This is a genomic window from Neobacillus cucumis, from assembly GCF_023715505.1.
In genome coordinates this window covers 35,256-59,811 of the sequence record NZ_JAMBOH010000006.1, presented here as the reverse complement: position 1 = coordinate 59,811, position 24,556 = coordinate 35,256, and the positions used below count along the sequence as shown (strand labels likewise).

The window sequence follows — 24,556 nt, the reverse complement described above, 5'->3', positions numbered from 1 at the left end:
CCCTTTCTATTTGCTGGAGTCGGGGGAAAGAAGCTCCTCCAATTGTTTTCGCAAAACGAACTTTTGAATTTTCCCGCTCGCATTCCGTGGGAGTGATTCACAGAAAACATATTTACGCGGGCGTTTATAGTTGGCCAGCTGATCGCTGTTTTTACAATAATCATCCAGCTCTTGTTCCGTAATAACGGGATTCTTTTTTACAATAAAAGCGGTAACCGTTTCTCCCCATCGGTCATCTGGCTGACCAACAACTGCCACATCAAGGACACTAGGGTGAGCATGTAAAAGATCTTCTACTTCCCTCGGATAAATATTTTCTCCACCGCTAATAATCATGTCATCGACACGGTCATTGACATAAAGGTATCCTTCTTCATCCATGTAGCCGATATCGCCAGTGTGGTACCACCCTTTGTACATAGCTTTTTCAGTCGCATCTACACGGTTAAAATATCCCAGCATCATACATGGCCCCTGTACAATAATCTCACCCGTTTCTCCCACTGGAACGATATCATCCGGATCTGAGGGGCCATCCTCCCTCGTACGGACAATTCGAATATCATGACTAAGAGCAGCTTGCCCGGCAGATCCTGCCTTCCGAAGCTGATCATACTCGGATAAAAAGGTAATGGCGGGTCCCATTTCCGTCATTCCATAAGCCTGGATCAGGGAGATACCTAAGCGGTCATGCAGCTTATTAACAAGGGATGGAGCCATGGGTGCAGCACCATAAAGCCCAAGCTTCAAACTAGAGAGATTATATTGAGTTAAATTCTCTTGAAGGAGCATATTCCACATCGTTGGAGCAGCAAATAGTTTCGTAATTTTTTCTTGTTCTAATAATTGAAGAATAGCTTTTGGATTAAATTGATGCAAAATGACATTACTCGCCCCGACATGGACCCTTGGGAGAAAGGCACAATGGAGTTCAGCACAATGAAACATCGGTGCGGTAACCAGACCGACATCGTTTACTTCAAGCTTTTCTGCGGCGATACACAATACACTTTGGTCCACCATATTGCGGTGTGTATGCATCACACCTTTTGGTCTTCCGGTTGTTCCGCTTGTATAGATAAATGCATAGATGTCAGATTCTTTTACCTCTATTTTTTTATCCTCTGTAGAAACTTCTGCCAGTTTTTCTTGATACGATGCGGCATAGTCAGGCTTATTTTCATCGATAAACCAAAAGGCAGTTTTATCAAAACGACCTGCGATGGCCTCCATTACAGGTTCCAGTGCCCTTTCAAAAAGTACCACTTTCGGGGTAGCATCTGAGAGAATAAAAGCAACCTCCTCCTGCGTTAAACGGAAATTAATTGGATTAAATACCGCTCCAATTTTGGCGCAGGCAAACAGTGCTGTACCTAATTCTTCGGTATTAAACATGAAGGTAGATACGCGGTCTCCTTTTTTTACCCCTTCTTTGAGTAGGGCATTGGCTAGCCGGTTTACTTGTTCGCTCCACTCCCGATAGGTGTAACGGACATTTTTTCTGACATCGTAAATGGCCGGTTTGTTCGGGAACTTTTTCACTGTTAAATCAAAGATTTTACCAATCGTCGTACTCATTAGGCCGCCTCCAATTATTTAAACTTAAGGGCAGCCGGGACTGCCCTTATTTATTCATAAGGATTAGGATGTTGGTTATCAGCGATTTTTTCAGTTTATCAGCGAATTGTTTTTTAACATTGCAACCGTTCAATAATAGTCGCATTCGCCATTCCATGACCTTCACACATGGTTTGCAATCCATATCGTCCACCTGTCCGTTCAAGCTCATGCATCATCGTAACCATTAAACGTGCACCACTGCCGCCTAATGGATGGCCTAGGGCAATCGCACCTCCGTTCGGATTCAGCTTCCTAGGGTCGGCACCTGTCTCCTTTAGCCATGCCAGCGTAACTGGAGCAAAGGCTTCATTGACTTCAAATACATCTATATCAAAAATCGAAAGGCCTGATTTTACAAGCACCTTTTGTGTCGCCGGGATTGGTCCTGTCAGCATTAGAGTTGGGTCTGATCCAACGACCACACGTGTGTGGACTCGAAAACGAGGTTTCAAACCGAGTTCTTCTACTTTTTCCCGTGACATCAGTAATAAGGCGGCCGCACCGTCACTAATTTGGCTGGAATTTCCGGCATGAATGACCCCATCTTCTTTAAACGCTGGACGGAGACCTGCTAATGCTTCAAGAGAAGTCCCTTTTCTTGGACCAGAATCAGCCTTAATAACAGCCGTTGTTCCATCATGAAGGGTCACTTCAATTGGAAAAATCTCTCTAGAAAAATATCCTTCTTCTTGTGCCTTAAGGGCCTTCTGGTGGCTCTCCAGTGAGAATTGGTCAAGTTCAGCGCGGGTAAACCCATATTTTTCAGCAATCCTCTCAGCCGATAGACCCTGGTGTATCATTTCATACTTTGACCGTAACGTCGGGCTAAATGGCTCTGCCGCACCCTTGTAATTGGATCCCATTAGAACACGGGACATACTTTCAACACCGCCAGCGATGACCACATCCATGTCGCCGGAGAGGATCGCTTGTGCCGCAAAGTGAACGGCTTGCTGGCTGGAGCCGCATTGGCGGTCAATTGTTGTTCCTGGAACTTCGACTGGGAACCCAGCAATTAATGCAGCAACCCGTGCAATATCACCAGCCTGCTCTCCCGACTGAGTCACGCATCCTAAAATAACATCATCAATGATTGCTGGATTGATTCCGGCCCTGTTAATGAGCTCTTTAAGGGTTAAACCTGCCAGGTCATCCGGCCTGATATCCTTTAATACTCCATTTTTTCTTCCTACTGGTGTACGAACGCCTTCTACAATGACAACTTCACGCATGATTATTTCCCCCTATAATCCTAGATTTTTTGCAATAATCGTTTTCATGATTTCGTTTGTTCCGGCGTAAATGCTTGAAACTTGGATGTCGCGGAATCGCCTGGCAATCTCGTATTCTTCCATATAGCCATAACCTCCGTGGAGCTGCATGCATTCGGAAGCGACCCGTTTAGCTATTTCCGTCAGTTTCCATTTGGCCATCGACACCTTCGTTACCACATTCTTCCCTTCAATGTGTTCTGCGATTAACTGATCTAAAAAGGCTCTGCCCATTTCAATTTCTGTTGCCAGTTCGACAATCTTAAACTGAGTGTTTTGAAACCGGCTAACTGGTTTTCCAAAGGCCTCCCTGCTTTTTACATAATCCATAGTCTTCTTGAGCATCACTTCTGAGGCCGTTTGCGCCCCAATCGCGACCAGAAGGCGTTCCTGTTGGAGTTTTTCCATCAAATAGAGAAAGCCTTTTCCCTCCTCTCCCAGCAGGTTATTTTTTGGGACACGGCATTCTTCAAAAATTAATTCAGCTGTATCCTGTGAATGCAGACCGACTTTGTTCAGTTTTCTCCCTCGAGAAAACCCCGGTGTATCCCGCTCAATCACGAGGAGACTTACGCCTTTATGTTTGGGAACTGCTTGAGTGTCTGTTTTGACTGCAACAACAATTAAATCAGATTGGATTCCGTTTGTGATAAAGGTCTTTTGACCATTGACGATATAATAGTCACCGTCCAGATTGGCTGTAGTTTTTATGTTGGCTAAATCTGAGCCAGTTCCGGGTTCGGTCATAGCGATTGCTGTAATAATATCGCCTGTTACACACCTCGGCAGCCAGCGCTGCTTTTGTTCATCCGTTCCGTAAGAGGTTATATACGGAATGACAATATCATTATGGAGCCCGATGCCTACTAAACCTGATCCTACTCGTTCAAGCTCCTCATTGATGACTACGGCAAATCCCCAGTCGACTTCGCTGCCGCCATACTTCCCGTCAATATCCGGACACAGAAAGCCTTGATTTCCCATCTTTTTCCAGAATGACCGAGGAATCATACGATTTTCTTCCCACTGTTCATAGAAGGGATATGCTTCTTTTTCTAAAAACTTTCTAAATGACTGACGAAAAATTTCGTGATCTTCGTTTAAGTATGGATGTTTCATTCTAATAACCTCACTTTCAAGTATTGTAAGCGCTTACTCTTCTGATGTGGTTTTTAGATTAAGAGGATTTTGAATGTATTCTCCTACGGTTATTCTACAAATCTAAGCTTTTTACTACAAAAATAAAGGGGAATTCTACGATAAAAACAGGAATTCAACAAAAACAAAGAACAATTCTACATTTTTTGGTAAAAAACTCCCAAACCAATCATTATATTTGGATCATTGCTTCACTCACATATCTCTATTGTACCAAAAAAGCATGACAATTTAGAATATTTTTACATTTAGTTAGCAACTTTTTCTTACTTCAATCGTAAATATTTTGAGATATCTAATTTGGAGTTGATTGCGATGAGTGAAAAAGGATGTATTAAATGCGGAAGCAGGGATACTGGCACGAAAGATGTAGCAATGACAGGAACAGGACTATCCAAAATGTTTGACCTTCAGCACAACACTTTCACAGTTGTTTTTTGTAAGAACTGCGGATATTCAGAGTTTTATAATAAAAAAACATCGAACGCTTCGAATATACTGGATTTGTTCTTTGGAGGATGATTTTTTAGTAAGGGATTCTCCTAAAGGGGAATCCCTCCAATTTTATAAGCCTAATTTTTCGGCATCCTTTCCATATCCATATATAGAACATTCCACCTATGACCGTCGAGATCAGTAAAGCCGCATCCATACATCCAGCCCTGAATCTCAGAAGGCTTGCCATATAACGTACCTCCCGCATTTACCGCTAATTCGGCTATTTTATCTACTTCTTCCCGACTCTCGGCATCAAACGAAAGCAATACTTCAGAAGCCTGCTTTGTATCAGCAATTTCATGCCTGGTAAAATGTTTGAAAGTTGATTCCGGAAAAAGCATAATCGATGTATCCGTATTTCCAATCACTAGTTGCGCTTGGTCGGTTTGGTCAGCGCGAGTGTGTACTGAAAATCCAAGTTTACTATAAAATTCCTTTGATTGATTTATGTTCTTTACCGGCAGGTTAATCCAAAACTGTTTTATCATTAGTTCCTCTCCTATTCTTGCAAACGATTTACCTCCATTATGACACGAATGAAATGGATTCATAACGCTAAAAAAGGATCGCTGTTCGTCGTCCCTTCCATCATATTAATTAGGCTGCATCCTGATTGCTCCATCGAGCCTGATGGTTTCACCATTTAGCATAGGGTTTTCGATAATGCTTTGAACGAGCTGTGCGTATTCGCTCGGATAACCTAGTCGTGGAGGAAACGGCACCATTTTCCCTAATGAAATCCTTGCATCTTCCGGGAGAGTATCAAACATCGGTGTGTGGAACAATCCCGGTGCAATGGTCATTACACGAATTCCGTAACGGGCTAACTCTCTGGCAATCGGCAAGGTCATGCCGACAATCCCTCCTTTAGAGGCACTATAGGCGGCCTGCCCGATTTGTCCATCAAAGGCCGCCACAGAAGCCGTGTTGATAATAACGCCGCGCTCGTTTTGTTCATTCGCATTATTTCCTGCCATTTTCTCAGCTGCCAAACGGATTACATTAAAGGTTCCTATTAAATTGACTTGGATGACCTTAGAAAAGAGCCCAAGATTATGTACTCCCTTCTTGCCTAGTACTTTATTAGCACTCCCAATCCCTGCACAGTTTATTACCGTGTTGATTTCACCTAAAAAATCGGCAGCTTTATTAACAGTCTCTTGGATATCCACTTCTTTGGTCACATCTGCTTTTAAAAATAAAGCAGCTTCTCCTAATTCATTCTGTAGACGCACACCATTATCCTCTGATTGGTCGAGAATTACGGCTTTTCCACCCATTCTAATGATATGGCGAACAGTTGCCTCTCCAAGACCCGAGGCGCCCCCTGTTACAATGGCCCTGCATGATTTTATTTGCATATATTCATCCCCCTCATATTCATCGTATTACAAGTTTTATGCTAGATGAGGTTTTTGTGCGGCTGCATGAGAGCGCGATACGGTACACTTTTTTTTGGATTGTTCTTGCAGACAAAAAGCTGTAACCGCAAGCTATTCCGTCCCCATCGAGCTTTCATGTGGACAAAAAGCTGTTACCAGAGGCTATTCTTGTCCTCATGGAGCCTTCATGCGGACAAAAGACTGTTGGCAACCCGCTATTCCTGTCCTCATGGCGCTTTCATGCGGACATAAACCTGTTGATACAAGCTATTCTTGTCCTCCTAAACAAAAACTACACCGTAACCTTTTGGACAGCGCCAAACAAAAGTGCCTAAATTTGATTTGTACACCCCCAATAAAAAGAATCTATTAATATTTTATTATATATACGATATGATTAGTCTATATCAACTAAAAGGTGGGAGTTAAATGGGCAACCGGAAAATAGTCATTACACAAAACTTAAAACAGGAATACATAGGGAAAATTAAAGACATCGTCCCTGAATGGGATGTAATCGTCAACAAAGACCCAGCCGTTTGGAAGGAACATGCGCAGGATGCAGAAATCATTGCCGGCTGGCGAAAAGAATTAACAGATTATTGCCTTACCCCTGGGTCAAACCTGAAGTGGCTGCAAACCTGGAGTGCCGGCGTCGATTCTTTGCCCCTTGAGAGATTGCAATCAAAAAATATTAACGTAACAAGCGCCAATGGTGTACATGCTTATCCGATTTCTGAAACTATTTTTGCCTTAATGCTTGGATTAACAAGAAAAATTCATACCTATGTAAAAAATCAACAAACGAAAACATGGGACCATGCTCACTTAAGTCTCGAAATCCATGAAAAAACGATCGGAGTAATTGGCGTTGGTGAAATTGGGAAAGAAACAGCTAAAATTGCTAAAGCATTTGGAATGACGGTACTTGGTGTCAGGCACTCAGGGAAACCATCTGACTATGTCGACGAAATGTATACACCCGAACAGTTAGACCAGGTGCTGCCAAAATGTGATTATGTGGTGGTCACCCTACCGCATACACCAGAAACCCATCACTTATTTGGAGTACAGCAATTTAATCAAATGAAACCGTCTGCCTTTTTCATTAATATTGGCCGTGGTGAACTCGTGGTTGAAGAGGAATTGATTTCTGCTTTACAGGAAGGCAAGATTGCAGGTGCCGGTCTGGATGTGTTTGAAACAGAACCGCTAAGTACAGAAAGTCCACTATGGGAAATGGACAACGTCATTATTACCCCGCACACCTCTGGGGCAACCGAGCACTATAATAAACGGGTCGTTGAAAACATTCTTATTCCAAATTTAAAGACCTATCTAAATGGACAGGTACCAGACATTAATCTAGTTAATTTTGTAAAAGGTTATTAGAGAGAAATTATGAATAAGTATTCCGGCACAGGACGACCGGAATGTTTTTTCATGTTCTCCTCCACTCAATTCTCCTATATCTTATGTTCCATATTATTCTAGGAAAACCTTAATTGGAAGAAAAAAAGAGTTCAATTACCAACACCAAAAAAAAGGAGTACCACTTAGGTACTCTTTTATTAATATACAGTTTGTATTCCTTTTCCAGCCACAGTCATCCATTCAAATTGTCGGAGTCTTACCCCGAAAAGTGTCAACGGATCACGGAACATTTCCGGATTGGTATTCATTTTGTTAAGCAGGTCCTGGTTTGACTCAATTCCTAACTTAGCTTCTTCTACGGCAGCTGTTAAATTCCTTAACGGACTTTTGATAAATAAAGTTACATCCCGCTCTATTGATTTTTCGAACAGCTCAAACGGCTGGAAAAATTGCTTACTAACTTCGTCAATTGTTTCAGCGTAGTCCTCATTTTCCACGAATGCTTTGTATTTATTATAAAGCATTGCTTTGTTTTGCGAAATCGCCCCAAATAATTTTCCGGCACTCTTCAGTAAAAATTGTGATGGCGTCCGGCGGAGGAGGATATTCACGTTTTCAAGCTGGAACCGGCTTGTCATACGATCTATATCGCGGAGCCAATCATCTAGCACCTTGAAATCACAAACAAGTGCGAGGTGCTCCTCCCCATACATTTGGTTAAAGCCGTCCCCCATCTCATTTAAAAATTCCTGTGCCTGGTCAAACTCCTCTTTGCTATAGGCAATCCAATCCTGTAAGGAAGAATAGAATTTAGGCATGACCGTTTGTTCCAAGTATTCTTGTAATCTGCGATTCATTTCCTCATTCAATTCCAGATGAATATTACTAAAGTTGCTGTCCTCTTTAATAAGTGCAGAGCATTCTCTTAACATAGAGGGAACTGTCTTGGCGATATCCTTTTGAATCGATTCCCTGATGGTCCGGTAGGATTTCGTAATCGCTCTTGTTTTTTGTACTTCTGTATCCTTTAGCTGATTTACGGCCCCATTTAACTTGGTGTACATTTCTTCATTCCAGCGGATTGATTCTACCAGTTGATCTTCCACATCAATCCGTTTTTGCAATAGGTTTGCAATAATCGTTCGGATAAAATACAACAGCTTAGCTAGTCGCCTGTCCTCTAGGTTTCTAGTACTTTTTATCGACTGAATAAACTCTTTTATATCCTTTAACTGCTGAACTCTCTCATATTGCGATGAAAAGGCAAAGACGTTTGCATCCGGCAATATGGAATGAATCAAGGACTCGGTTTCTTGATATATTCTAACCGCTTCCTGCTCACCCGCAATCGTATCCATTTTGCTAAGCAGAAAATGAACCGGAATATCAGGTGCTAATTCCTGAATCTGTACCAATATTCCTCTTTCTTTGTCTCTAAACGGAGCGTTACCATCGAGCACAAACAAGATAGCGTCGGCGACTTGCAGGTTTTTCAATACTTCATAGCGGTCATTGTGGTTTCCCCTTAAACCTGGGGTATCAATAAAAGCCACCTTATTTTCCTGCAAAAATCTGTTTGGACTTGTAAATTCAATAATCGATTCTAAGGCATTACGTCGGCGGTCCATCCGTTCCTGAAATTCCGCAAAGCCATCTAATCTAGTAATCTCTCGATCCGTTATTTCAGTTATTTCCTCTTCTTCCCCGTCTTTAAACATGACGATAGAAGAAGTTGGGCTGTCCTGAAGGTCTTCTCCAAGAACAGTATTAATAAAAGTGGATTTACCACTTCCTGTTAACCCGGTAATAAGCAAGTGCTGTCTGTCAAAATCCACCAATTGATCGACAAGCCATTTAAACCGGTTATTCTCACCCATATCATGTGCTGCTGCCCAATCAATAATAGCGTCAAATAATGACAGGCTCTCCTCAAGTTCATCCATTTCAGTCTCAGTTATACTAATCAGCTTTTCCGCCTCGGAAACAATGGATAAACTGATAGTAGTAGGAAATAATTCGTTCCAAGAAAGCACAGCAGCAGACGATAACACGACATTTCTTTCATCCGCTAAGCGAAGCCAATTGGTCAACATGTCTGGGATAAATTCTTGCAGCATTTTGATAAAATATCTGCCTTCAATCAAGTTGAAATAAGAATTTTTATGAAGCCTTGACAGCTCATGCCAATTATCTTCTCTTTCTAGGTCAAGTTGTAATAATAACTGGTTGATTTCTCTCATCCAAGTAAAATAAGATTCTTCGTGTTCGTAGCTTTTCCATAGTGAAGATACGAGTTGTTCAAATTTTTTCTTATCAAGTTGAAACAAGCGAATTAAGGCAGGGGTAAAATAGCTTGGCGCATGGCCCTTTGTGACACCTTTGTCGACATAGGTGAGTAATACGTTAATCCAATTTAAATCCTCAGAGCGCATGGCCTCGGATACTGCCAAATCAACCGCATTATTCCAGTCCTGCTGTCCTTCAAAAAATGCCCTGGCGATTTCGGTAACGTTCGGGTACTCCGGATTAGACGCAATTGTCCTTTTAATTGTTGCAACCGCTGCGTCGTTCTTGCCGCGTTCGATATACAGAGAAAATAGCTGTAATGCGACTTCAGTGTTTAATGTTGCATTATCTGATGAGATAGTAGTGTAAATATCCTCTGCAGTCGACAGCAAACCTAATTCATAATAGGCATCAGCTGTATTTTTCTTTGCCCATGGTTCAAGTTCTTCGGTAATGTTTTCCCATTTGAATATAGCCGCTTCATAGTCTTTATGGTGAAAATACACTTCCCCTTGGGCAAAGCGTATGGATGATAGGTTTGGGAGATCCTTTGTTGCCTCCTCCTGAAACGCTTCGCCAAGAACGCGGATCGGGTGAATGTCTTCATGCTCATTGATGAACATTTTATAATACGTCTTTTGTTTTAGCTGCTCTTCTAACGTCATTTCTTTCCCTCCAATTGCAAACACTCTATGTCATTCATATGGAAAAGAGTCATATTTATTCCATATACTATTCGACGTATGTATGGATTTTAAGTCCCAATTATATCGATTCTAACAAAGGAATTTTTTAAAATGATGTCAGTTGTATTTCATTTTGAAGACAAACGCTTGGGTAAGCGGAGGATTTGTTGTCATTCTGCTAACCCGTAGTTCTTCCATAACTGCCGGAGGGGCAGCCTACTTGTGTCTTTTGAGGGTTATGAAGTGTTTATAACCGCAGTGACTCCTTTGTCTTTCATCGTTCGGGGGCTATCAAACATTCATAATTGCCGTAGCTCATTTGTCTTATATCGTTCGGGGCTTATGAAGCATTCATAACTGCCGTAGCTCCTCTGGCTTACATCTTTCGGGGGCTATGAAGTGTTCATAACTGCCGTAGCTCCTCTGGCTTACATCTTTCGGGGGTTATGAAGTGTTCATAACTGCCGTAGCTCCTCTGGCTTACATCTTTCGGGGGTTATGAAGTGTTCATAACTGCCGTAGCTCCTCTGGCTTACATCTTTCGGGGTTATGAAGTGTTCATAACTGCCTCTGCTCCTTTTTCTTTAGCTTTTCGGGCGTGTATAGCGTTCATCTTCTTTAAACAAGGATTGAACTGATAGCCTCTTTGAAAAATTCATCCTGTTTTACTCACTTTTTCAGAATTATCAATAAACAAAGTATAGCACCTTTTTCTTTAGTTAAAAATAGAAATAGACTAGCTTCCTTTTTTTACGACTGTCAACGTATAATGGTAACAAATACTTAAAGGGGATATTTATTTGGAAAAAGGTCAAGCTGATTTTTTAATCGGACAAATTAAACGAGCTAATCCCATAAGATTTGAGATTAAAAAGCTAGAAACTGAAGCCGGGATGCTGCCAAAGTTCCATCAATGGACGAATGGCAAGCAAGTATTAGCCGCATATGAAGTGATCCGGCCAGAAACTGACAGCGGCTATTATCTTTTATTTATAGATTGGCATCGTAATGACAACTATTATTTAGTTATTTATGCACATGATAAATCCACTACCTGTGCTGAAATAAGGCAAATACAAGAACTTGAGGAAGGGCCCCATCTGGTTTGGTCCTATAAACCTTTTAAACGAGACGGAAAAAACGGCCAAAGAAAGGCATATTTTAAGCAAATGTTTGGGTCTACAACTATTCATATAAAATTGCCATCCTCTCCAGCTGAGGTGGAGGATTTCCTCAGAAAACTTTTCAAACTATGTCAAAACCGGATTAAAGCGGATAAAATTACCGAAGTGTTTGATTTTGAGAATTGAAATGGGGTGTGGAAATTGGGAGTTTATAAAAACTGTCAAAGCTGTGGGATGCCTTTAGCAAAAGATGAGTTAGGCGGCGGAACGGAGAAAAATGAAACCAAAAGCACTAAATATTGCAGCCACTGCTTTATGGATGGCGAATTTACTCTTCCTAATATAACGGTGGAAGAAATGGAACAACGAGTAAAAGAGAAGATTGTTGAATTTGGAATGCCCAAATTCATTGCTGGGATGTTTACAAGAAATATTCATAAGCTTGAGAGATGGAAGAGATGATGAGTAGTCATCTTTTTATTTTTTTGGAAATGTGATCGTTTCGCTGAAAAATTCTCACTATCTTGCATAATAATTTTTTTATGACCGTTAAACTAAAAGGTAGCACCAGCATAGGCAAAATTATTTTTAATTTTGACCGTTCCACCCAAAATTGGAGCTTCTCAGGCATATTCCACCAGATACAAGACCAAATAAATAGGAGCCTCTTAGGCCCCCAATAAAAAAGTTATAATACTTTACTCAAAAATGCCCTCGTCCGTTCCTCTTGTGGATTATCGAACAACTCAGTTGGAACTTTTTCTTCTACTACTAATCCGCCGTCCATAAAGATGACCCGGTCCCCCACTTCTTTCGCAAAACCCATTTCGTGAGTTACGACCACCATCGTCATGCCCTCTTTAGCAAGATCCTTCATTACCTCTAATACCTCACCAACCATCTCTGGGTCAAGCGCAGAGGTTGGTTCATCAAACAGCATTATCTTCGGTTCCATCGCCAGCGCCCTGGCAATCGCCACCCGTTGCTTCTGTCCACCTGATAAAGAATCCGGATAGGCATCTGCTTTATCCTCAAGACCGACCTTACGCAGCAGCTCCATCCCTTTAGCCCTCGCCTTATCTGCAGGTATATTCCTTACCTTCATCGGTGCAAGCATAATATTATCAATAACCTTCTTATGAGGGAAAAGATTAAATTGTTGAAACACCATTCCAACCTCGGTCCGAATTTTATTGATATCTGTTTTTTTATCGGTAATATCAACGCCCTCAATCAGGATTTGTCCACCCGTAATTGATTCAAGCATGTTGATGCAGCGAAGAAACGTCGACTTTCCTGAACCGGAAGGACCAATCACAACTACTACCTCTTTTGGCTTAACCGTAACATTAATATCTTTGAGGACCTCATTCGTCCCGAACGACTTCTTTAAATTTTTCACCTGAATCATTCTGTTGCGAACCTCCTTTCAAGTTTTCCTAATAGGAAGTTTAAAGATAAGGTTAACACTAGATAAATCGCCGCTGATGAAAGATATGGCTCCCACGGACGCATATACTCCCCTTGCATAGCTTGTCCCCAGTACATCAACTCAGGGGCTGCAATCAATGCTGCCAATGACGAATCCTTTATCAAAACAATAAATTCATTCCCAAGCGGAGGAATCATCCGTTTAAAGGCTTGTGGTAAGATAACATAACGCATAGCTTGTCCATGTGTCATCCCAAGAGAACGAGCTGCCTCCATTTGCCCCTTATCAATAGACTGAATCCCAGCCCGGAATATTTCCGCCACATATGCAGCCGAGTTTAAAGAAAGTGCTAGGATGGCTGCCACAATTGCATTTGTGGTACTGAGAAATGCGGGAACAACAGCAAAATGAATTAATAGAATTTGCACCATTAATGGTGTGCCTCGGAAAAAGTTAATGTACCATCTAAACGGCATGGAATAGAGCTTATTTTTCATCAATTTTCCTAATCCAATAAATAAACCAAGAATGGTACCAAATATAATACTAGCAATTGAAAAACCAATCGTTAACAATGTACCCTTTAAAAGTAAAGGTGCATAATCAACGATGATATCCCACCTAAAATCCATTATGATCCCCCCGCTTAGATTGTTCGTTGTCCAGTTTGTTTATTAACCAAAAATTGCGTAACTGCCTATTAGATAGAAGTTACGCAATTTCAATAGAGTACTATTGTTGGTCTTTTAATGTTTGGGTATCTGGTTCAACCCCAAACCACTTTTTATAGATTTTTGCATATGTTCCATTGTTAATTACTGCCTTAACTGCCTTATCAAGTTCAGGCTTCAACTTACTGTCCTTCGGTAATAATAGACCATAAAATTCCTTTGAAAAAGCAGTATCGTCTTCAATGAATTCGAAATTATCTTTTGGATTATTTTTAACATATGTTTCAATAACTGTGTTATCCGCAACAACTGCGTCAGCTCCGCCATTTTTCAATTCAAGGATGGCTAGATTGTTATTTTTAAACTTTTTAATATTAGGGTTATTTTTCCCAAATAATTTTTCGACTACTTCCTGTCCAGTCGTTCCATTTTGAACCGCAACCTTTTTGCCCTCTAAATCTTTCGCACTCTTAATTGAACTTCCCTTTGGCACTAAGATTTCATTTTTTGATAGGAAATATGGAACAGTAAAGTCATAGCTCTGTTGACGTTCTGGAGTGATGGTAATCGCAGATACAGCGAAATCTGCTGTCTTCTTTTCGATTTCTACAAAGATTGGATCCCAGCCAACATGTTCAATGTTTACATTGAAACCTGCTTCCTCAGCAACAGCGTTAACAAAATCAACATCGAAACCGACGACTTTGCCTTTTTCCTGGTATTCAAATGGTGCATAGGCAGCATCGGTTACAACTCTAAGTGTTTTCTTCTCGCTGTTCCCTGTTTTACTTGTTCCACAAGCTGATAGCAGCAAGAGTAATCCAACCACCATGAGCGTTGAAACTAACTTCATTTTTTTCATGTTTGAACCTCCTAATTATTTTTATATAATATTAATTTTACAAGATTAATAATATTAAGACTATAAGTGATTATAACTTGTTTTGTGTTTTTATTCAATATTTTATTTTCTTACTATATTAATAAATTAATAAACTAAAATCACCTATCTATTATAGAAGTTTTTATACTAAATACTCCTGTATCCTATGTTCTGGAATAGTAAAATCGAAATACTTTTCTATAATTCCCCAATAGCAATATACTAATTTTTAATAAAATATGGATTTCCATTTTTTTGAAGAATATAAGTTTTTTATAAATTTAATGAACTATCCCTATATTTCTGAATCAAATTTCCTTTATAGGCATACGCCGTTTCCCACTGCATTCGACTACATAATCTATAGGGTACTATCACACAAGGAGAGATGCCTAAATGAATCCCTACGGTTATTATCAAGGTCCACAAATGCCAACTGAGTATCATACCTATGTTCCAGTAGAACAATACCCTTCCTACAGTCCAAATGAACCATTTCATTCTTATGCTCCAATTGATCAAATGAATCACTATGCTCCGATTGACCAATATGATCCAGATCGGCAGCCCCAGCAGCTTGAACGTCGAGTTAATCAGCTTGAAAGGCAAAATGAGCGTCAAGAAAGAGAAATTAATCAGCTCCAGCGGGATGTAGCCCAATTGCAAAGACGGCTCCAACGCGTCAATCAACGGGTTAGAGCAATCGAAAATCGCCTCCGCATTCCATTTACACCTTTTGAAGGAGAATTTTAAAGCATCATGAGAACCGGTCTTTGGCCGGTTCTTTTTCATTGGCTGTGTAAAAGGGTTATTGTTGATTGTTGAGCATGTTGTTTGGAGCGGAAGGCACGAAGACTCCTGCGGGAGTACGGGGCTGGGGAGCCCGCGGAAAGCGAAGTGCCTGGAGCGGAAATCAACAGCCAAATTTAACACAGTCTTTTCATTCGTAAGAATTCCTTTCAATACATTCAGGCACCCCAGAAAATACCCTGTTAACCTTTCTAACATCTTCACTGACAAGAGCAAAAAAATCAGTTAATTTTTGAATATAAACTAATCGAGGGGGAGAATTCACATGAATCAACGATATGAAATTAAATTAGCGATGCAAATCTTACAATTAGATAAATTACGTGATGAATTATATGAAGAGCTTATGAAAACTATGGGCTCTAAAGGACACGAACTTTTACGAAAATTACAAAACGCCTAGTATCTAAAGGAGGGAAAGACGTTGACAACCCACTTACGAAGAGGCCTTGAACGATTAAAGCAATTTTATATTAAAAAGTTAGCAGGTTCCGATATGCTTTATTCATCCGCCGAGCTTCAATCACTTACAATCAGTGAACTGGAGATTCTTTATAAGAAGTCAATGCCCTCAAAAAAATAATATCCTTCTACTCCAAAAAAAATTTATTCATAAAAATAAAACATATAAATACAAATATCCATTTTCATGTGAGGAAATGTAACGTATAATATTAAAAATATTCTAACTATAGCTAACATTGGGGTGTGGTGAGCGAGTAAAATGGGAAAAGATATGTCTTACAAAGATAAAAAGGTTATTACTATTGGTATTGTCAGAGACTTAACCGGACTTTCCGAAAGACAAATACGATATTATGAAGAAAGAAAGCTGATATTCCCCGAAAGATCTGCAGGCGGAAGCCGAAAATTTTCCTTTACGGATGTCGAATTGTTAATGGATATCGCCAACAAAATTGAGGATGGAATTCAAACACACGAAATTAGAAAGGAATTGCTACGAGAACAGAAGAAACAAAATCAGGATGATTTACGCCGCAAAATGATCCAAGGACAGCTAAATGCCCAGTTCGGAATCCGAAGAAATTGATAAAAGAACAAAGGCGCAAGCGCCTTGAACAGCCCCGACAATCATAAGATGCTCAGGGAAAGAAGGCGTTCTTTGCCTTCATTCCCTGAGTGGCTGTAGTCCATCGAGGGGCTGGGCGCTGGAGCTGGACGTCGATAGTCCGTTTTTTAATAGTTATCCACAAGCGAAAATTTTATAATTTCCTTAACGAGTACAAAGCCCTCGATTCTTATAACAGAAACGAGGCTTTATTTTTACATATCATAGGGAGATTATTTCCCCTTTTTCAAAAACCATGTTAGAAAATCTCCCACAATTATAGATAGCACCTTCAACTTATTGTAAAGTTACAACTACAGAGGATGTTATAAAAATTAACATCATTAATAAGGGGGAATATAAATGGATACTACATTCTTAATGAATAGTCTTTGGGTCATGTTAGGAGCAGTACTAGTTATTTTAATGATCGGCGGTTTCATCCTCTTAGAAACAGGATCAACCCGGATGAAAAATGCAGGACATATAGCGGGGAAAACCATACTAACATTTAGTATCAGTTCCATTATATTTTGGGCAGTTGGTTTTGGTTTAATTTTTGGTAAAGGTAACTCACTGATTGGTTTCTCGAATTTCTTATATTCAGGCTATGACATGGACAGTTTATCACTTTCCGGCGCAGTTTTCTTCTTATTCCAATTAGCCTTTGCAGGTATTTCACTTACTATTGCGTTTGGCGGTTTTGCAGAGCGTGCTAAACTAAGTGCTTATCTAGTATTTGCCGTTCTTTTCTCAGTCATCGTTTATCCTCCTATCGCTCACTGGATTTGGGGAGGCGGCTGGTTAGCTGAGCATGGTAAACAAGACTTTGCTGGATCAACAGTTGTTCACTTAACTGGTGCAATGGCAGCACTTGCGGCTACCATTCTATTAAAACCACGGATTGGAAAATATAACAAAGACGGTTCCGCTAATAACCTAGCAGGACACAACCAAGTATTCACGGCCCTGAGCGTCTTACTATTATGGGTTGGCTGGTTCGGATTCAATGCAGGTAGTACATTATCTGTTGACAAAGGGTTCTTTGGATTTGTTGCTATGAATACCAACCTTGCCGCTGCAGCTGGAACCATAGCAGCGATGATCGTTTCTTGGATCGTATTAGGGAAAGCAGATGTTCCAATGATGTTAAACGGTGCTTTAGCGGGTCTTGTAGCGATCACAGCTTCCTGTGCTTTCGTAGAAACATGGGCAGCAGTATTAATTGGTTTTATCGCTGGAATATTAGTGTTTTATAGTATCAGATTCTTTGAGAAGATTAAAATAGACGATCCAATTGCCGCTCTATCTGTTCACGGAACTGCCGGGGTTTGGGGGACCTTATCTAATGGATTCTTCGCGACAAAAGAATTAGCCACTGTTGGTAAGCCCGGTTTATTTTATGGGGGCGGATTACATCAGCTCGGTGTTCAAGCATTAGGGGTTTTCACTTGTGCAGCCTTCGCTTTTATTGTCTCCTTCATTCTTTTAGCTGCGATGAAAAAAGTAATGAATGGATTACGTGTCACTGAAGAAGAAGAAATTATTGGTCTTGATATGAGCGAGCATGGCAGCTACGGATACCCTGAATTGGTAAAAGCAGAACAACAATTTAAAATTCAATAAGAAATGAATAATGAAACGCAGTCAATCCCTTTAATAAGGATTGACTGCTATTTGAATTTTGGGGGTGTACATGTGCAACTTGACCCATATATGGAACTAGTTCAGCTTCGCGACGACAATATGAAAAACGTATGCCATGACCATTTTAAACTAAACGAACTGCACGATACATTAATCCACCGCGTGGCAGATATCGCAATTAATCAGGTTTCGAGCCAATATGGACCTCCTCCTTCACCTTTCACATTCTTCGTCATGGGCAGCGCTGGCAGGATGGAACAATCTGTGTGGAGTGACCAAGACCATGGAATTATTTATCTAGCTTCATCTAACGAAGCCAAATCTTACTTTCTAACATTAGGAAAAGAAATCTCAAAAGGGCTCTATCAAGCAGGGTACAGATATTGTGACGGCGGCGTAATGGCCAGCAACCCGTTCTGGTGTAAATCACTTAATGAATGGAAGCAGCAATTATCGAAATGGATGCTGGAATCAACCTGGGAATCGATCCGCTATCTGCTCATCTTTCTAGACGGAAGATCTATTTATGGCGATGCCGCCTATGTTGAAAAGTTAAAGGAACATATTTATCAAAACATGAACCAACATCACTTACTGATGAAATCTTTAAGCAATACCCTTCATCTCAAAAAAGGAATCAACGTATTGGGCCAGCTTCTCGCAGAAACACACGGGGCCCATGCCGGAAAACTAAATATCAAAGAAATTGGTCTTTTTCCATATGTAAATGCAATCCGTCTTCTCTCCATGAAAGAAAAATTGTACGAAACCTCATCTCTTTTGCGTCTTGAAAAAATACCAGATTCCTATTTTCCTGCGAGTGATAAAGCTTTTTTCAAAAAACAGTTCTTAAAGCTGCTAACCTACCGATTATTATTTTCTGACCATAAGGACTATGACTCAGGTCATTATTTAGCTGTCAGCCGCCTGACAAAAGAACAGATCAGAGAGGTTAAAGAAATCATTAAAAACGGTGCAGTCCTCTTTCATAATATGAAAAGGTTAATAGAAAAGGATGATTTAGATGAGAATGAATGATATGATCCAATTTTTCCGCCAAATATCTGGAAGAGCAAATTCAAATCTATTTGCCAGCTTACCAAATCAATCCTCTCTGCAGCAAATGGCATTCCTTAGAGAAATTCAAAGAGAGATGAAAGAAAAGAACAGTTTGGACGTTCCGTTAAAAGAATTAAGGGTTGTGGTCTTTGATTTAGAAACGACCGGTTTTTACCCCGAAAAGGGGGACCAAATCATTTCGATTGGTGCGGTCAAAATGACAGGAAGCCAATTAAAGGAACAGGAGACCTTTTATACATTAGTAAAATCGAATCTTCCATTATCGAGTGAAATTTCTGCTTTAACGAATATTCACGAAGAAGATTTAAGTACTGCCCCGATTGCTAAAGATGCGTTAATGCAATTCTTTCAATTTATAAAAAGCGATCTTCTAGTTGCACACCATGCCAGTCACGAGCAGGCGTTTATGAAGAGAATCACCAGCGACGCCTTACGAACAAGATTCGACCATCGGATTGTCGATACTTCTTTTCTCATCCGCCTATCAAACCCCTATATGAAATCAGCCCCGCTTGAAGAAGTTTGCGAGGAATGTGGCATTGAGGTAGAAAATCGCCACCATGCCCTTAGTGATGCCATCATGACAGCAAAAGTTTGGAGACATTATTTACAGATAGCAGAGGAAAAAGGCTTCCGATATTTACGACAAGTATATGAACATTTAGCAAAAATTGGTTGATAAACTACTATATTAATCTAACATTTTTACTTATTAGCATAGTAGTTTTCAACTGGACTTTTATACTCCTCCCCCCTACTTACTACTGAAATTTCTTCGAATTTCCTCTCCTCAGTTTCAAAGAATAAAAAATTTTTTAAAAATTTTTTATTTATAAATTCCTTATTAGACCAATGATGAAAACGCTACCAGATTAATTGATTTGTTTGAATTGTCAGATTTTTATATTGACCATGTTCTCGATTGGTTGTATGATTATCGAAAATAAATCATCAATCATTAATAGATGAAATGTAACAAACGACGGAGTGGCTTGTTACCCAAGATACAGACCATACCATTGTCAGTTAGGAGCTAAGAAAATGCGAAGCGATATGATTAAAAAGGGAATTGATCGTGCTCCCCACCGCAGTCTATTATATGCAACCGGGGTAAAAACGAGTGACCTTGAAAAGCCATTTATTGGAGTGTGTAACTCGTATATTGACATTATCCCAGGACATAAACACCTTAATCATTTCGGTGAAATAGTGAAAGAAGCGATCCGTGAAGCTGGAGGTATTCCTTTTGAATTTAATACAATCGGCGTCGATGACGGAATTGCAATGGGACATATTGGCATGCGCTACTCCCTTCCAAGCCGTGAAATTATCGCGGACAGTGCTGAAACTGTAATCAACGCACACTGGTTTGACGGTGTTTTTTACATTCCAAACTGTGACAAAATCACACCAGGGATGTTAATGGCTGCCGCAAGAACGAACGTACCATCTGTTTTTGTATCAGGCGGTCCAATGGAGGCTGGTGTTTCACCATCAACAGGAAAAAATCTTTCCCTAACTTCAGTTTTTGAAGGTGTTGGTGCCTACCACAACGGCACAATTAGCCAGCAGCAGTTACTTGAGATTGAAACAAATGCCTGCCCTACTTGCGGCTCATGTTCCGGAATGTTCACAGCAAACTCAATGAACTGTTTAATGGAAGTTTTAGGAATGACCGTTCCTGGTAACGGAACGATGGTTGCTACTTCAGAAGAAAGACACCAACTAATTAAGCAAGCCGCTAGACATCTTATTGAATTAATTAAAAATGATATTAAACCACGTGACATCATTACAAGAGAAGCCATTGATAATGCCTTTGCACTAGATATGGCAATGGGCGGCTCCACTAATACGGTGTTACACACATTAGCCATCGCTCATGAAGCAGGGATTGATTACGATCTTCGCGAAATTAACAAAATCGCTGAAAGAGTCCCTTATCTTGCAAAGATTATGCCAGCATCTGATTATTCTATGGACGATGTTCATCGTGCCGGCGGTGTAAGTGCAATCATCAATGAGCTTTATAAAGTAGAAGGCGCATTACATGATAATTGCCTAACCATTACAGGAAAAACTCTTCATGAAAATGTGAAGGAAGCAACAATCACAAATGAGGCGGTCATTCGGACTAAAGACAATCCATATAGCCCAGTTGGTGGACTATCCATCCTATATGGAAACATTGCTCCTGATGGTGCCGTCATCAAGGTTGGTGCAGTTGATCCTTCTATTAAGACCTTCTTAGGAGAAGCCATCGTGTTTGATTCTCAAGAAGAAGCACAAGAAAACATTAATAACGGCACCGTCAAAGCTGGCCACGTAGTGGTAATCCGCTATGAAGGACCTAAAGGCGGACCAGGAATGCCAGAAATGCTTGCTCCTACATCCGCTATAATGGGACGTGGACTAGGTAAAGAAGTTGCGCTTATCACGGACGGCCGATTCTCGGGTGCAAGCCGTGGAATTTCGATTGGTCATATCTCACCAGAAGCTGCAGAAGGCGGACCGATTGCCCTCGTTGAAAATGGCGACAAGATTTTAATTGATTTAGAAGCACGTTCGATTGAACTAGTTGTTGATGATGAAGTGTTAGCTGAAAGACGCAAGGCATGGGTTAAACCAGAACCAAAAATTAAAACTGGTTATCTAGCAAAATATGCTAAGCTTGTTACTTCTGCTAATACTGGCGGCATAATGAAGATATAAAATAACGGCATGATTGCCGAAGCTAAAGCACGGGAATCGTAGTACCCCTCCCCTTCCCTAAGGAAGATAAGGTACTAAAAATGACAATGATGGTTATTTGACAAAATAATAGTTAAATCGATGACGGGAATAAAGGAATAAGATCTTGTATTTTCAGAGAGCTGGGGTTGCTGGAAGCCCAGTAATACAACTTATTCTGACATCATCCCTGAGTGTTGGGCTGAAATGTTTTATAAAGTAGGCTCAATCAGGTGTTATTTTTAAAGCACCTGTTACCAAAAGAAGCGTTCTAATTAGTTGTCGCTTCCTAAGGCAGTATTCGTAAGGATACTGTAAAAAAACGGGTGGTACCGAGAAAATGAAAGGCCTTTTCTCCCCGATTATTCTGCTTATGTTTTGGTTTTTGCAGTTAATTCGTGGAGAATGGGCCTTTTTGACTGTGTATAAAGATTTGTTGTAAAATTCCAACATTTTATTAATAAAATTATCTGTTTATTTACAAATTTCTATATTATAATACAAAAAACGACATTTACTTAAAAATTCATTATTTTTCGATATCTACATTCAATTTATACCTTTAAGGAGGGATTATGACGTGAAAGTAGAAGCAAAAAAGCTTGAGGTCCAAACAACTACAGAACCGAGAACCGGTGCAGACCTTCTCATCGACTTACTGAAAAAAGAAGGTGTAGAAACACTGTTTGGATATCCTGGTGGTGCCGTTCTTCCAATTTACGACGCCATATACCGTGCCAAAGGAACAATCGAGCATATTCTCTTCCGACATGAACAAGGAATGATTCATGCAGCCGAAGGTTATGCCCGCGTTACAGGCAAACCTGGAGTGGTCATTGCTACCTCAGGACCTGGAGCAACCAACCTTGTTACAGGCATAACGGATGCAATGATGGATTCCCTGCCGCTTGTCGTTTTCACTGGGCAGGTTGCACGAAACATCATCGGAACAGACGCCTTCCAAGAAGCAGATATTATGGCGATCACGACACCAATTACCAAACATAACTTTCAGGTCCAATCCGTTGAGGACTTACCGCGCATCGTCAAAGAAGCTTTTCATATTGCTTCTACAGGGCGGCCAGGACCAGTCGTAGTGGATGTCCCGAAAGATATCTCAGCTGGATTTTTAACCCAGGAATTTGAGGAAGCAAGCATTAATTTACCTGGATATCAGCCAACAACCAAGCCAAATCCATTACAAATTAAAAAGCTTGCCGAATCGATTTCAAAAGCTATCAAGCCATTAATTCTTTCGGGCGCCGGTGTCCTTCATGGAAAAGCATCCGCTGAATTAACTGCTTTTGCGGAAAAACACCAAATCCCAGTAGTCACTACCTTACTTGGACTTGGTACCTTTCCTGCAGATAATCCCCTTTCGTTAGGAATGGGTGGAATGCACGGAACCTATGCAGCAAACATGGCGATTTACGAATGTGATCTGCTTATCAACTTTGGTGCCCGATTCGATGACAGGCTAACAGGAAATCTTAAACACTTCGCCCCATTTGCGAAGGTTGCCCATATCGATATCGATCCTGCTGAAATTGGTAAAAATGTTCCAACACATCTCCCAATCGTTTCTGATACGAAAGAGGCACTTAGCGAACTGCTTAATCAGGAAATTGAATCACCTAAAGCTGCTGAATGGCTGGAAAAACTGAGCCAGAACAAACAGGAGTATCCGCTTTGGTATAAACATGATCCAAACGGAATGTGTCCGCAATGGGTAATCGAAGCAGTCCATAAAGTTACTAAGGGTGACGCCATCGTTGCAACTGATGTTGGGCAGCACCAAATGTGGGCAGCACAATATTACACCTTTAAGCAGCCACATCGCTGGATTACCTCTGGTGGACTTGGAACAATGGGCTTTGGTTTCCCTGCCGCAATTGGCGCACAAATCGCCGAACCAGATAGTACCGTTGTAGCAATTGTTGGGGATGGCGGCTTCCAAATGACACTTCAGGAATTGTCGATTATATATGAAAGAAACCTTCCGGTAAAAATTATTATTGTCAACAACGGCGCCCTAGGTATGGTTCGCCAATGGCAGGAACTCTTACATGGAAATCGTATTTCAGAATCGATTCTTCATACACAGCCTGATTTTGTCAAACTTGCTGACAGCTATTCAATTAAGGGTTATCGGGTTAACAATCAGGAAGAACTGATCACGGTTTTACCGGAAGTATTTGCCCATAATGGTCCGGTATTAGTTGATTGCCGTGTCCTTCAGCAAGAAAAAGTATTCCCGATGATTGCCCCTGGTAAAGGAATTCATGAAATGTTGGGGGTGAAACCATGAAACGGATCATAACAGCAACCGTTCAAGACCGAAGCGGTGTCCTAAACCGCGTAACCGGGCTCCTGCAAAGACGCCAGTTCAATATTGAAAGTATTTCGGTTGGCCCTTCTGAAACCGAGGGAATTTCAAAAATGACATTGGTAGTTGAAGTTGAAGACGAACAGCGTCTTGAACAGGTAACAAAACAATTAAACAAGCAAATTGATGTTTTAAAGGTATCCGATATTACTGATAAAGCAATTGTCGCAAGAGAACTTGCCCTAATAAAAGTAGCATCTAACAGCCAGTTGCGCAGTGAAATCAACGGGATTATTGATCCGTTCCGTGCCTTAATTATTGATGTAAGCAAAGACAGTCTCGCCGTCCAAATTACAGGACGTCCTGATAAAATTGATGCCTTGATTGAAATGCTTCGCCCCTACGGCATTAAAGAAATTGCAAGAACCGGTCTGACTGCCCTCCAGCGTGGGCACCAGCCACAAGTAAACGATCTAGCAACATATTCACTTTTAAAATAACAATATATC

The 24,556-nt window shown here is 40.6% G+C and carries 23 protein-coding genes; 14 read left to right on the top strand and 9 right to left on the bottom strand.

Features of this window, described 5'->3' with window-relative positions:
• Positions 1-6: 6 nt before the first annotated feature.
• The 3 genes from M3226_RS11015 to M3226_RS11005 all read right to left on the bottom strand — a co-directional run bounded on the left by M3226_RS11015 (position 7) and on the right by M3226_RS11005 (position 4,010).
• Positions 7-1,578 carry a fatty acid--CoA ligase gene (locus M3226_RS11015; RefSeq protein ID WP_251565250.1) on the bottom strand — a complete coding sequence of 524 codons (1,572 nt, stop codon included), beginning with the start codon at positions 1,576-1,578 and terminating at the stop codon, positions 7-9.
• A gap of 113 nt (positions 1,579-1,691) precedes the next feature.
• Positions 1,692-2,852, bottom strand: coding sequence for a thiolase family protein (locus tag M3226_RS11010; RefSeq protein WP_251565248.1), 1,161 nt, complete (start codon positions 2,850-2,852; stop codon positions 1,692-1,694).
• Positions 2,853-2,864: 12 nt separating this feature from the next.
• On the bottom strand, positions 2,865-4,010 hold the full coding sequence (locus M3226_RS11005; RefSeq protein WP_251565246.1) for an acyl-CoA dehydrogenase family protein: 1,146 nt from the start codon (positions 4,008-4,010) through the stop codon (positions 2,865-2,867).
• Between the two features lie 354 nt (positions 4,011-4,364).
• Between M3226_RS11005 and M3226_RS11000 the strand changes: the two genes are divergently transcribed.
• Positions 4,365-4,571: a zinc ribbon domain-containing protein gene (locus M3226_RS11000; RefSeq protein ID WP_251565244.1), complete on the top strand. Its 207-nt coding sequence runs from the start codon at positions 4,365-4,367 to the stop codon at positions 4,569-4,571.
• 50 nt (positions 4,572-4,621) lie between these two features.
• Here the strand turns inward: M3226_RS11000 and M3226_RS10995 are convergent, their stop codons facing one another.
• Both M3226_RS10995 and M3226_RS10990 read right to left on the bottom strand, forming a co-directional pair.
• Positions 4,622-5,035, bottom strand: coding sequence for a VOC family protein (locus M3226_RS10995; RefSeq protein WP_251565243.1), 414 nt, complete (start codon positions 5,033-5,035; stop codon positions 4,622-4,624).
• A 105-nt stretch (positions 5,036-5,140) separates the two neighbouring features.
• Entirely contained in the window at positions 5,141-5,908 is a 768-nt protein-coding gene (locus M3226_RS10990; protein WP_251565242.1) for a 3-hydroxyacyl-CoA dehydrogenase, read from the bottom strand.
• A gap of 450 nt (positions 5,909-6,358) precedes the next feature.
• Between M3226_RS10990 and M3226_RS10985 the strand changes: the two genes are divergently transcribed.
• Complete coding sequence (locus tag M3226_RS10985) at positions 6,359-7,321, top strand: D-2-hydroxyacid dehydrogenase (RefSeq protein ID WP_251565240.1); 963 nt, start codon at positions 6,359-6,361, stop codon at positions 7,319-7,321.
• Positions 7,322-7,500: 179 nt separating this feature from the next.
• Here M3226_RS10985 and M3226_RS10980 read toward each other — a convergent pair whose 3' ends face one another.
• On the bottom strand, positions 7,501-10,254 hold the full coding sequence (locus M3226_RS10980) for a dynamin family protein (RefSeq protein ID WP_251565239.1): 2,754 nt from the start codon (positions 10,252-10,254) through the stop codon (positions 7,501-7,503).
• An 821-nt stretch (positions 10,255-11,075) separates the two neighbouring features.
• On the opposite strand from M3226_RS10980, the gene M3226_RS10975 reads away from it, so the two are divergent.
• Together M3226_RS10975 and M3226_RS10970 are read left to right on the top strand one after the other, a co-directional pair.
• Positions 11,076-11,585, top strand: coding sequence for a hypothetical protein (locus M3226_RS10975; protein ID WP_251565237.1), 510 nt, complete (start codon positions 11,076-11,078; stop codon positions 11,583-11,585).
• A gap of 15 nt (positions 11,586-11,600) precedes the next feature.
• Positions 11,601-11,861 (top strand): zinc ribbon domain-containing protein, encoded by a 261-nt coding sequence (locus M3226_RS10970; RefSeq protein ID WP_251565235.1) that lies wholly within the window; start codon positions 11,601-11,603, stop codon positions 11,859-11,861.
• Between the two features lie 226 nt (positions 11,862-12,087).
• On the opposite strand, the gene M3226_RS10965 is transcribed toward M3226_RS10970, so the two are convergent.
• From M3226_RS10965 to M3226_RS10955, 3 genes are all read right to left on the bottom strand, one after another.
• Complete coding sequence (locus M3226_RS10965; protein ID WP_251565233.1) at positions 12,088-12,810, bottom strand: amino acid ABC transporter ATP-binding protein; 723 nt, start codon at positions 12,808-12,810, stop codon at positions 12,088-12,090.
• Positions 12,807-13,463, bottom strand: a complete 657-nt coding sequence (locus M3226_RS10960; protein ID WP_251565231.1) for an amino acid ABC transporter permease — start codon at positions 13,461-13,463, stop codon at positions 12,807-12,809. Before M3226_RS10960 ends, M3226_RS10965 begins: the two co-directional genes overlap by 4 nt.
• A 100-nt stretch (positions 13,464-13,563) precedes the next feature.
• Complete coding sequence (locus tag M3226_RS10955; protein WP_251565229.1) at positions 13,564-14,364, bottom strand: basic amino acid ABC transporter substrate-binding protein; 801 nt, start codon at positions 14,362-14,364, stop codon at positions 13,564-13,566.
• Positions 14,365-14,781: 417 nt separating this feature from the next.
• On the opposite strand from M3226_RS10955, the gene M3226_RS10950 reads away from it, so the two are divergent.
• The 10 genes from M3226_RS10950 (at position 14,782) to ilvN (ending at position 24,547) form a co-directional block, all read left to right on the top strand.
• Entirely contained in the window at positions 14,782-15,138 is a 357-nt protein-coding gene (locus tag M3226_RS10950; protein ID WP_251565227.1) for a hypothetical protein, read from the top strand.
• Between the two features lie 322 nt (positions 15,139-15,460).
• Positions 15,461-15,598 (top strand): hypothetical protein, encoded by a 138-nt coding sequence (locus M3226_RS10945; RefSeq protein ID WP_176541029.1) that lies wholly within the window; start codon positions 15,461-15,463, stop codon positions 15,596-15,598.
• A 21-nt stretch (positions 15,599-15,619) separates the two neighbouring features.
• A complete protein-coding gene (locus M3226_RS10940; RefSeq protein WP_176550420.1) occupies positions 15,620-15,778 on the top strand; it encodes a hypothetical protein in 159 nt (52 codons plus the stop codon).
• A 141-nt stretch (positions 15,779-15,919) separates the two neighbouring features.
• Positions 15,920-16,246 carry a MerR family transcriptional regulator gene (locus tag M3226_RS10935; RefSeq protein WP_251565225.1) on the top strand — a complete coding sequence of 109 codons (327 nt, stop codon included), beginning with the start codon at positions 15,920-15,922 and terminating at the stop codon, positions 16,244-16,246.
• Positions 16,247-16,627: 381 nt separating this feature from the next.
• Entirely contained in the window at positions 16,628-17,890 is a 1,263-nt protein-coding gene (locus M3226_RS10930; protein ID WP_251565223.1) for an ammonium transporter, read from the top strand.
• Positions 17,891-17,962: 72 nt separating this feature from the next.
• Positions 17,963-18,949 carry a DUF294 nucleotidyltransferase-like domain-containing protein gene (locus tag M3226_RS10925; RefSeq protein WP_251565221.1) on the top strand — a complete coding sequence of 329 codons (987 nt, stop codon included), beginning with the start codon at positions 17,963-17,965 and terminating at the stop codon, positions 18,947-18,949.
• Positions 18,936-19,670, top strand: coding sequence for an exonuclease domain-containing protein (locus M3226_RS10920; RefSeq protein WP_251565219.1), 735 nt, complete (start codon positions 18,936-18,938; stop codon positions 19,668-19,670). The genes M3226_RS10925 and M3226_RS10920 overlap by 14 nt, the downstream gene beginning before the upstream one ends.
• Before the next feature lie 362 nt (positions 19,671-20,032).
• Positions 20,033-21,703 (top strand): dihydroxy-acid dehydratase, encoded by a 1,671-nt coding sequence (gene ilvD / locus M3226_RS10915; protein ID WP_251565217.1) that lies wholly within the window; start codon positions 20,033-20,035, stop codon positions 21,701-21,703.
• Positions 21,704-22,301: 598 nt separating this feature from the next.
• Positions 22,302-24,029: a biosynthetic-type acetolactate synthase large subunit gene (ilvB, locus tag M3226_RS10910; protein ID WP_251565215.1), complete on the top strand. Its 1,728-nt coding sequence runs from the start codon at positions 22,302-22,304 to the stop codon at positions 24,027-24,029.
• A complete protein-coding gene (ilvN, locus tag M3226_RS10905; RefSeq protein WP_098527357.1) occupies positions 24,026-24,547 on the top strand; it encodes an acetolactate synthase small subunit in 522 nt (173 codons plus the stop codon). Before ilvB ends, ilvN begins: the two co-directional genes overlap by 4 nt.
• Positions 24,548-24,556: the final 9 nt, after the last annotated feature.

Excerpts from the sequence above, each read along its gene's own strand:
- M3226_RS11015 (WP_251565250.1), bottom strand. The coding sequence starts at position 1,578 with ATGAGTACGACGATTGGTAAAATCTTTGATTTAACAGTGAAAAAGTTC.
- M3226_RS11010 (WP_251565248.1), bottom strand. The coding sequence starts at position 2,852 with ATGCGTGAAGTTGTCATTGTAGAAGGCGTTCGTACACCAGTAGGAAGA.
- M3226_RS11005 (WP_251565246.1), bottom strand. The coding sequence starts at position 4,010 with ATGAAACATCCATACTTAAACGAAGATCACGAAATTTTTCGTCAGTCA.
- M3226_RS11000 (WP_251565244.1), top strand. The coding sequence starts at position 4,365 with ATGAGTGAAAAAGGATGTATTAAATGCGGAAGCAGGGATACTGGCACG.
- M3226_RS10995 (WP_251565243.1), bottom strand. The coding sequence starts at position 5,035 with ATGATAAAACAGTTTTGGATTAACCTGCCGGTAAAGAACATAAATCAA.
- M3226_RS10990 (WP_251565242.1), bottom strand. The coding sequence starts at position 5,908 with ATGCAAATAAAATCATGCAGGGCCATTGTAACAGGGGGCGCCTCGGGT.
- M3226_RS10985 (WP_251565240.1), top strand. The coding sequence starts at position 6,359 with ATGGGCAACCGGAAAATAGTCATTACACAAAACTTAAAACAGGAATAC.
- M3226_RS10980 (WP_251565239.1), bottom strand. The coding sequence starts at position 10,254 with ATGACGTTAGAAGAGCAGCTAAAACAAAAGACGTATTATAAAATGTTC.
- M3226_RS10965 (WP_251565233.1), bottom strand. The coding sequence starts at position 12,810 with ATGATTCAGGTGAAAAATTTAAAGAAGTCGTTCGGGACGAATGAGGTC.
- M3226_RS10960 (WP_251565231.1), bottom strand. The coding sequence starts at position 13,463 with ATGGATTTTAGGTGGGATATCATCGTTGATTATGCACCTTTACTTTTA.
- M3226_RS10955 (WP_251565229.1), bottom strand. The coding sequence starts at position 14,364 with ATGAAAAAAATGAAGTTAGTTTCAACGCTCATGGTGGTTGGATTACTC.
- M3226_RS10950 (WP_251565227.1), top strand. The coding sequence starts at position 14,782 with ATGAATCCCTACGGTTATTATCAAGGTCCACAAATGCCAACTGAGTAT.
- M3226_RS10945 (WP_176541029.1), top strand. The coding sequence starts at position 15,461 with ATGAATCAACGATATGAAATTAAATTAGCGATGCAAATCTTACAATTA.
- M3226_RS10935 (WP_251565225.1), top strand. The coding sequence starts at position 15,920 with ATGGGAAAAGATATGTCTTACAAAGATAAAAAGGTTATTACTATTGGT.
- M3226_RS10930 (WP_251565223.1), top strand. The coding sequence starts at position 16,628 with ATGGATACTACATTCTTAATGAATAGTCTTTGGGTCATGTTAGGAGCA.
- M3226_RS10920 (WP_251565219.1), top strand. The coding sequence starts at position 18,936 with ATGAGAATGAATGATATGATCCAATTTTTCCGCCAAATATCTGGAAGA.
- ilvD (WP_251565217.1), top strand. The coding sequence starts at position 20,033 with ATGCGAAGCGATATGATTAAAAAGGGAATTGATCGTGCTCCCCACCGC.
- ilvN (WP_098527357.1), top strand. The coding sequence starts at position 24,026 with ATGAAACGGATCATAACAGCAACCGTTCAAGACCGAAGCGGTGTCCTA.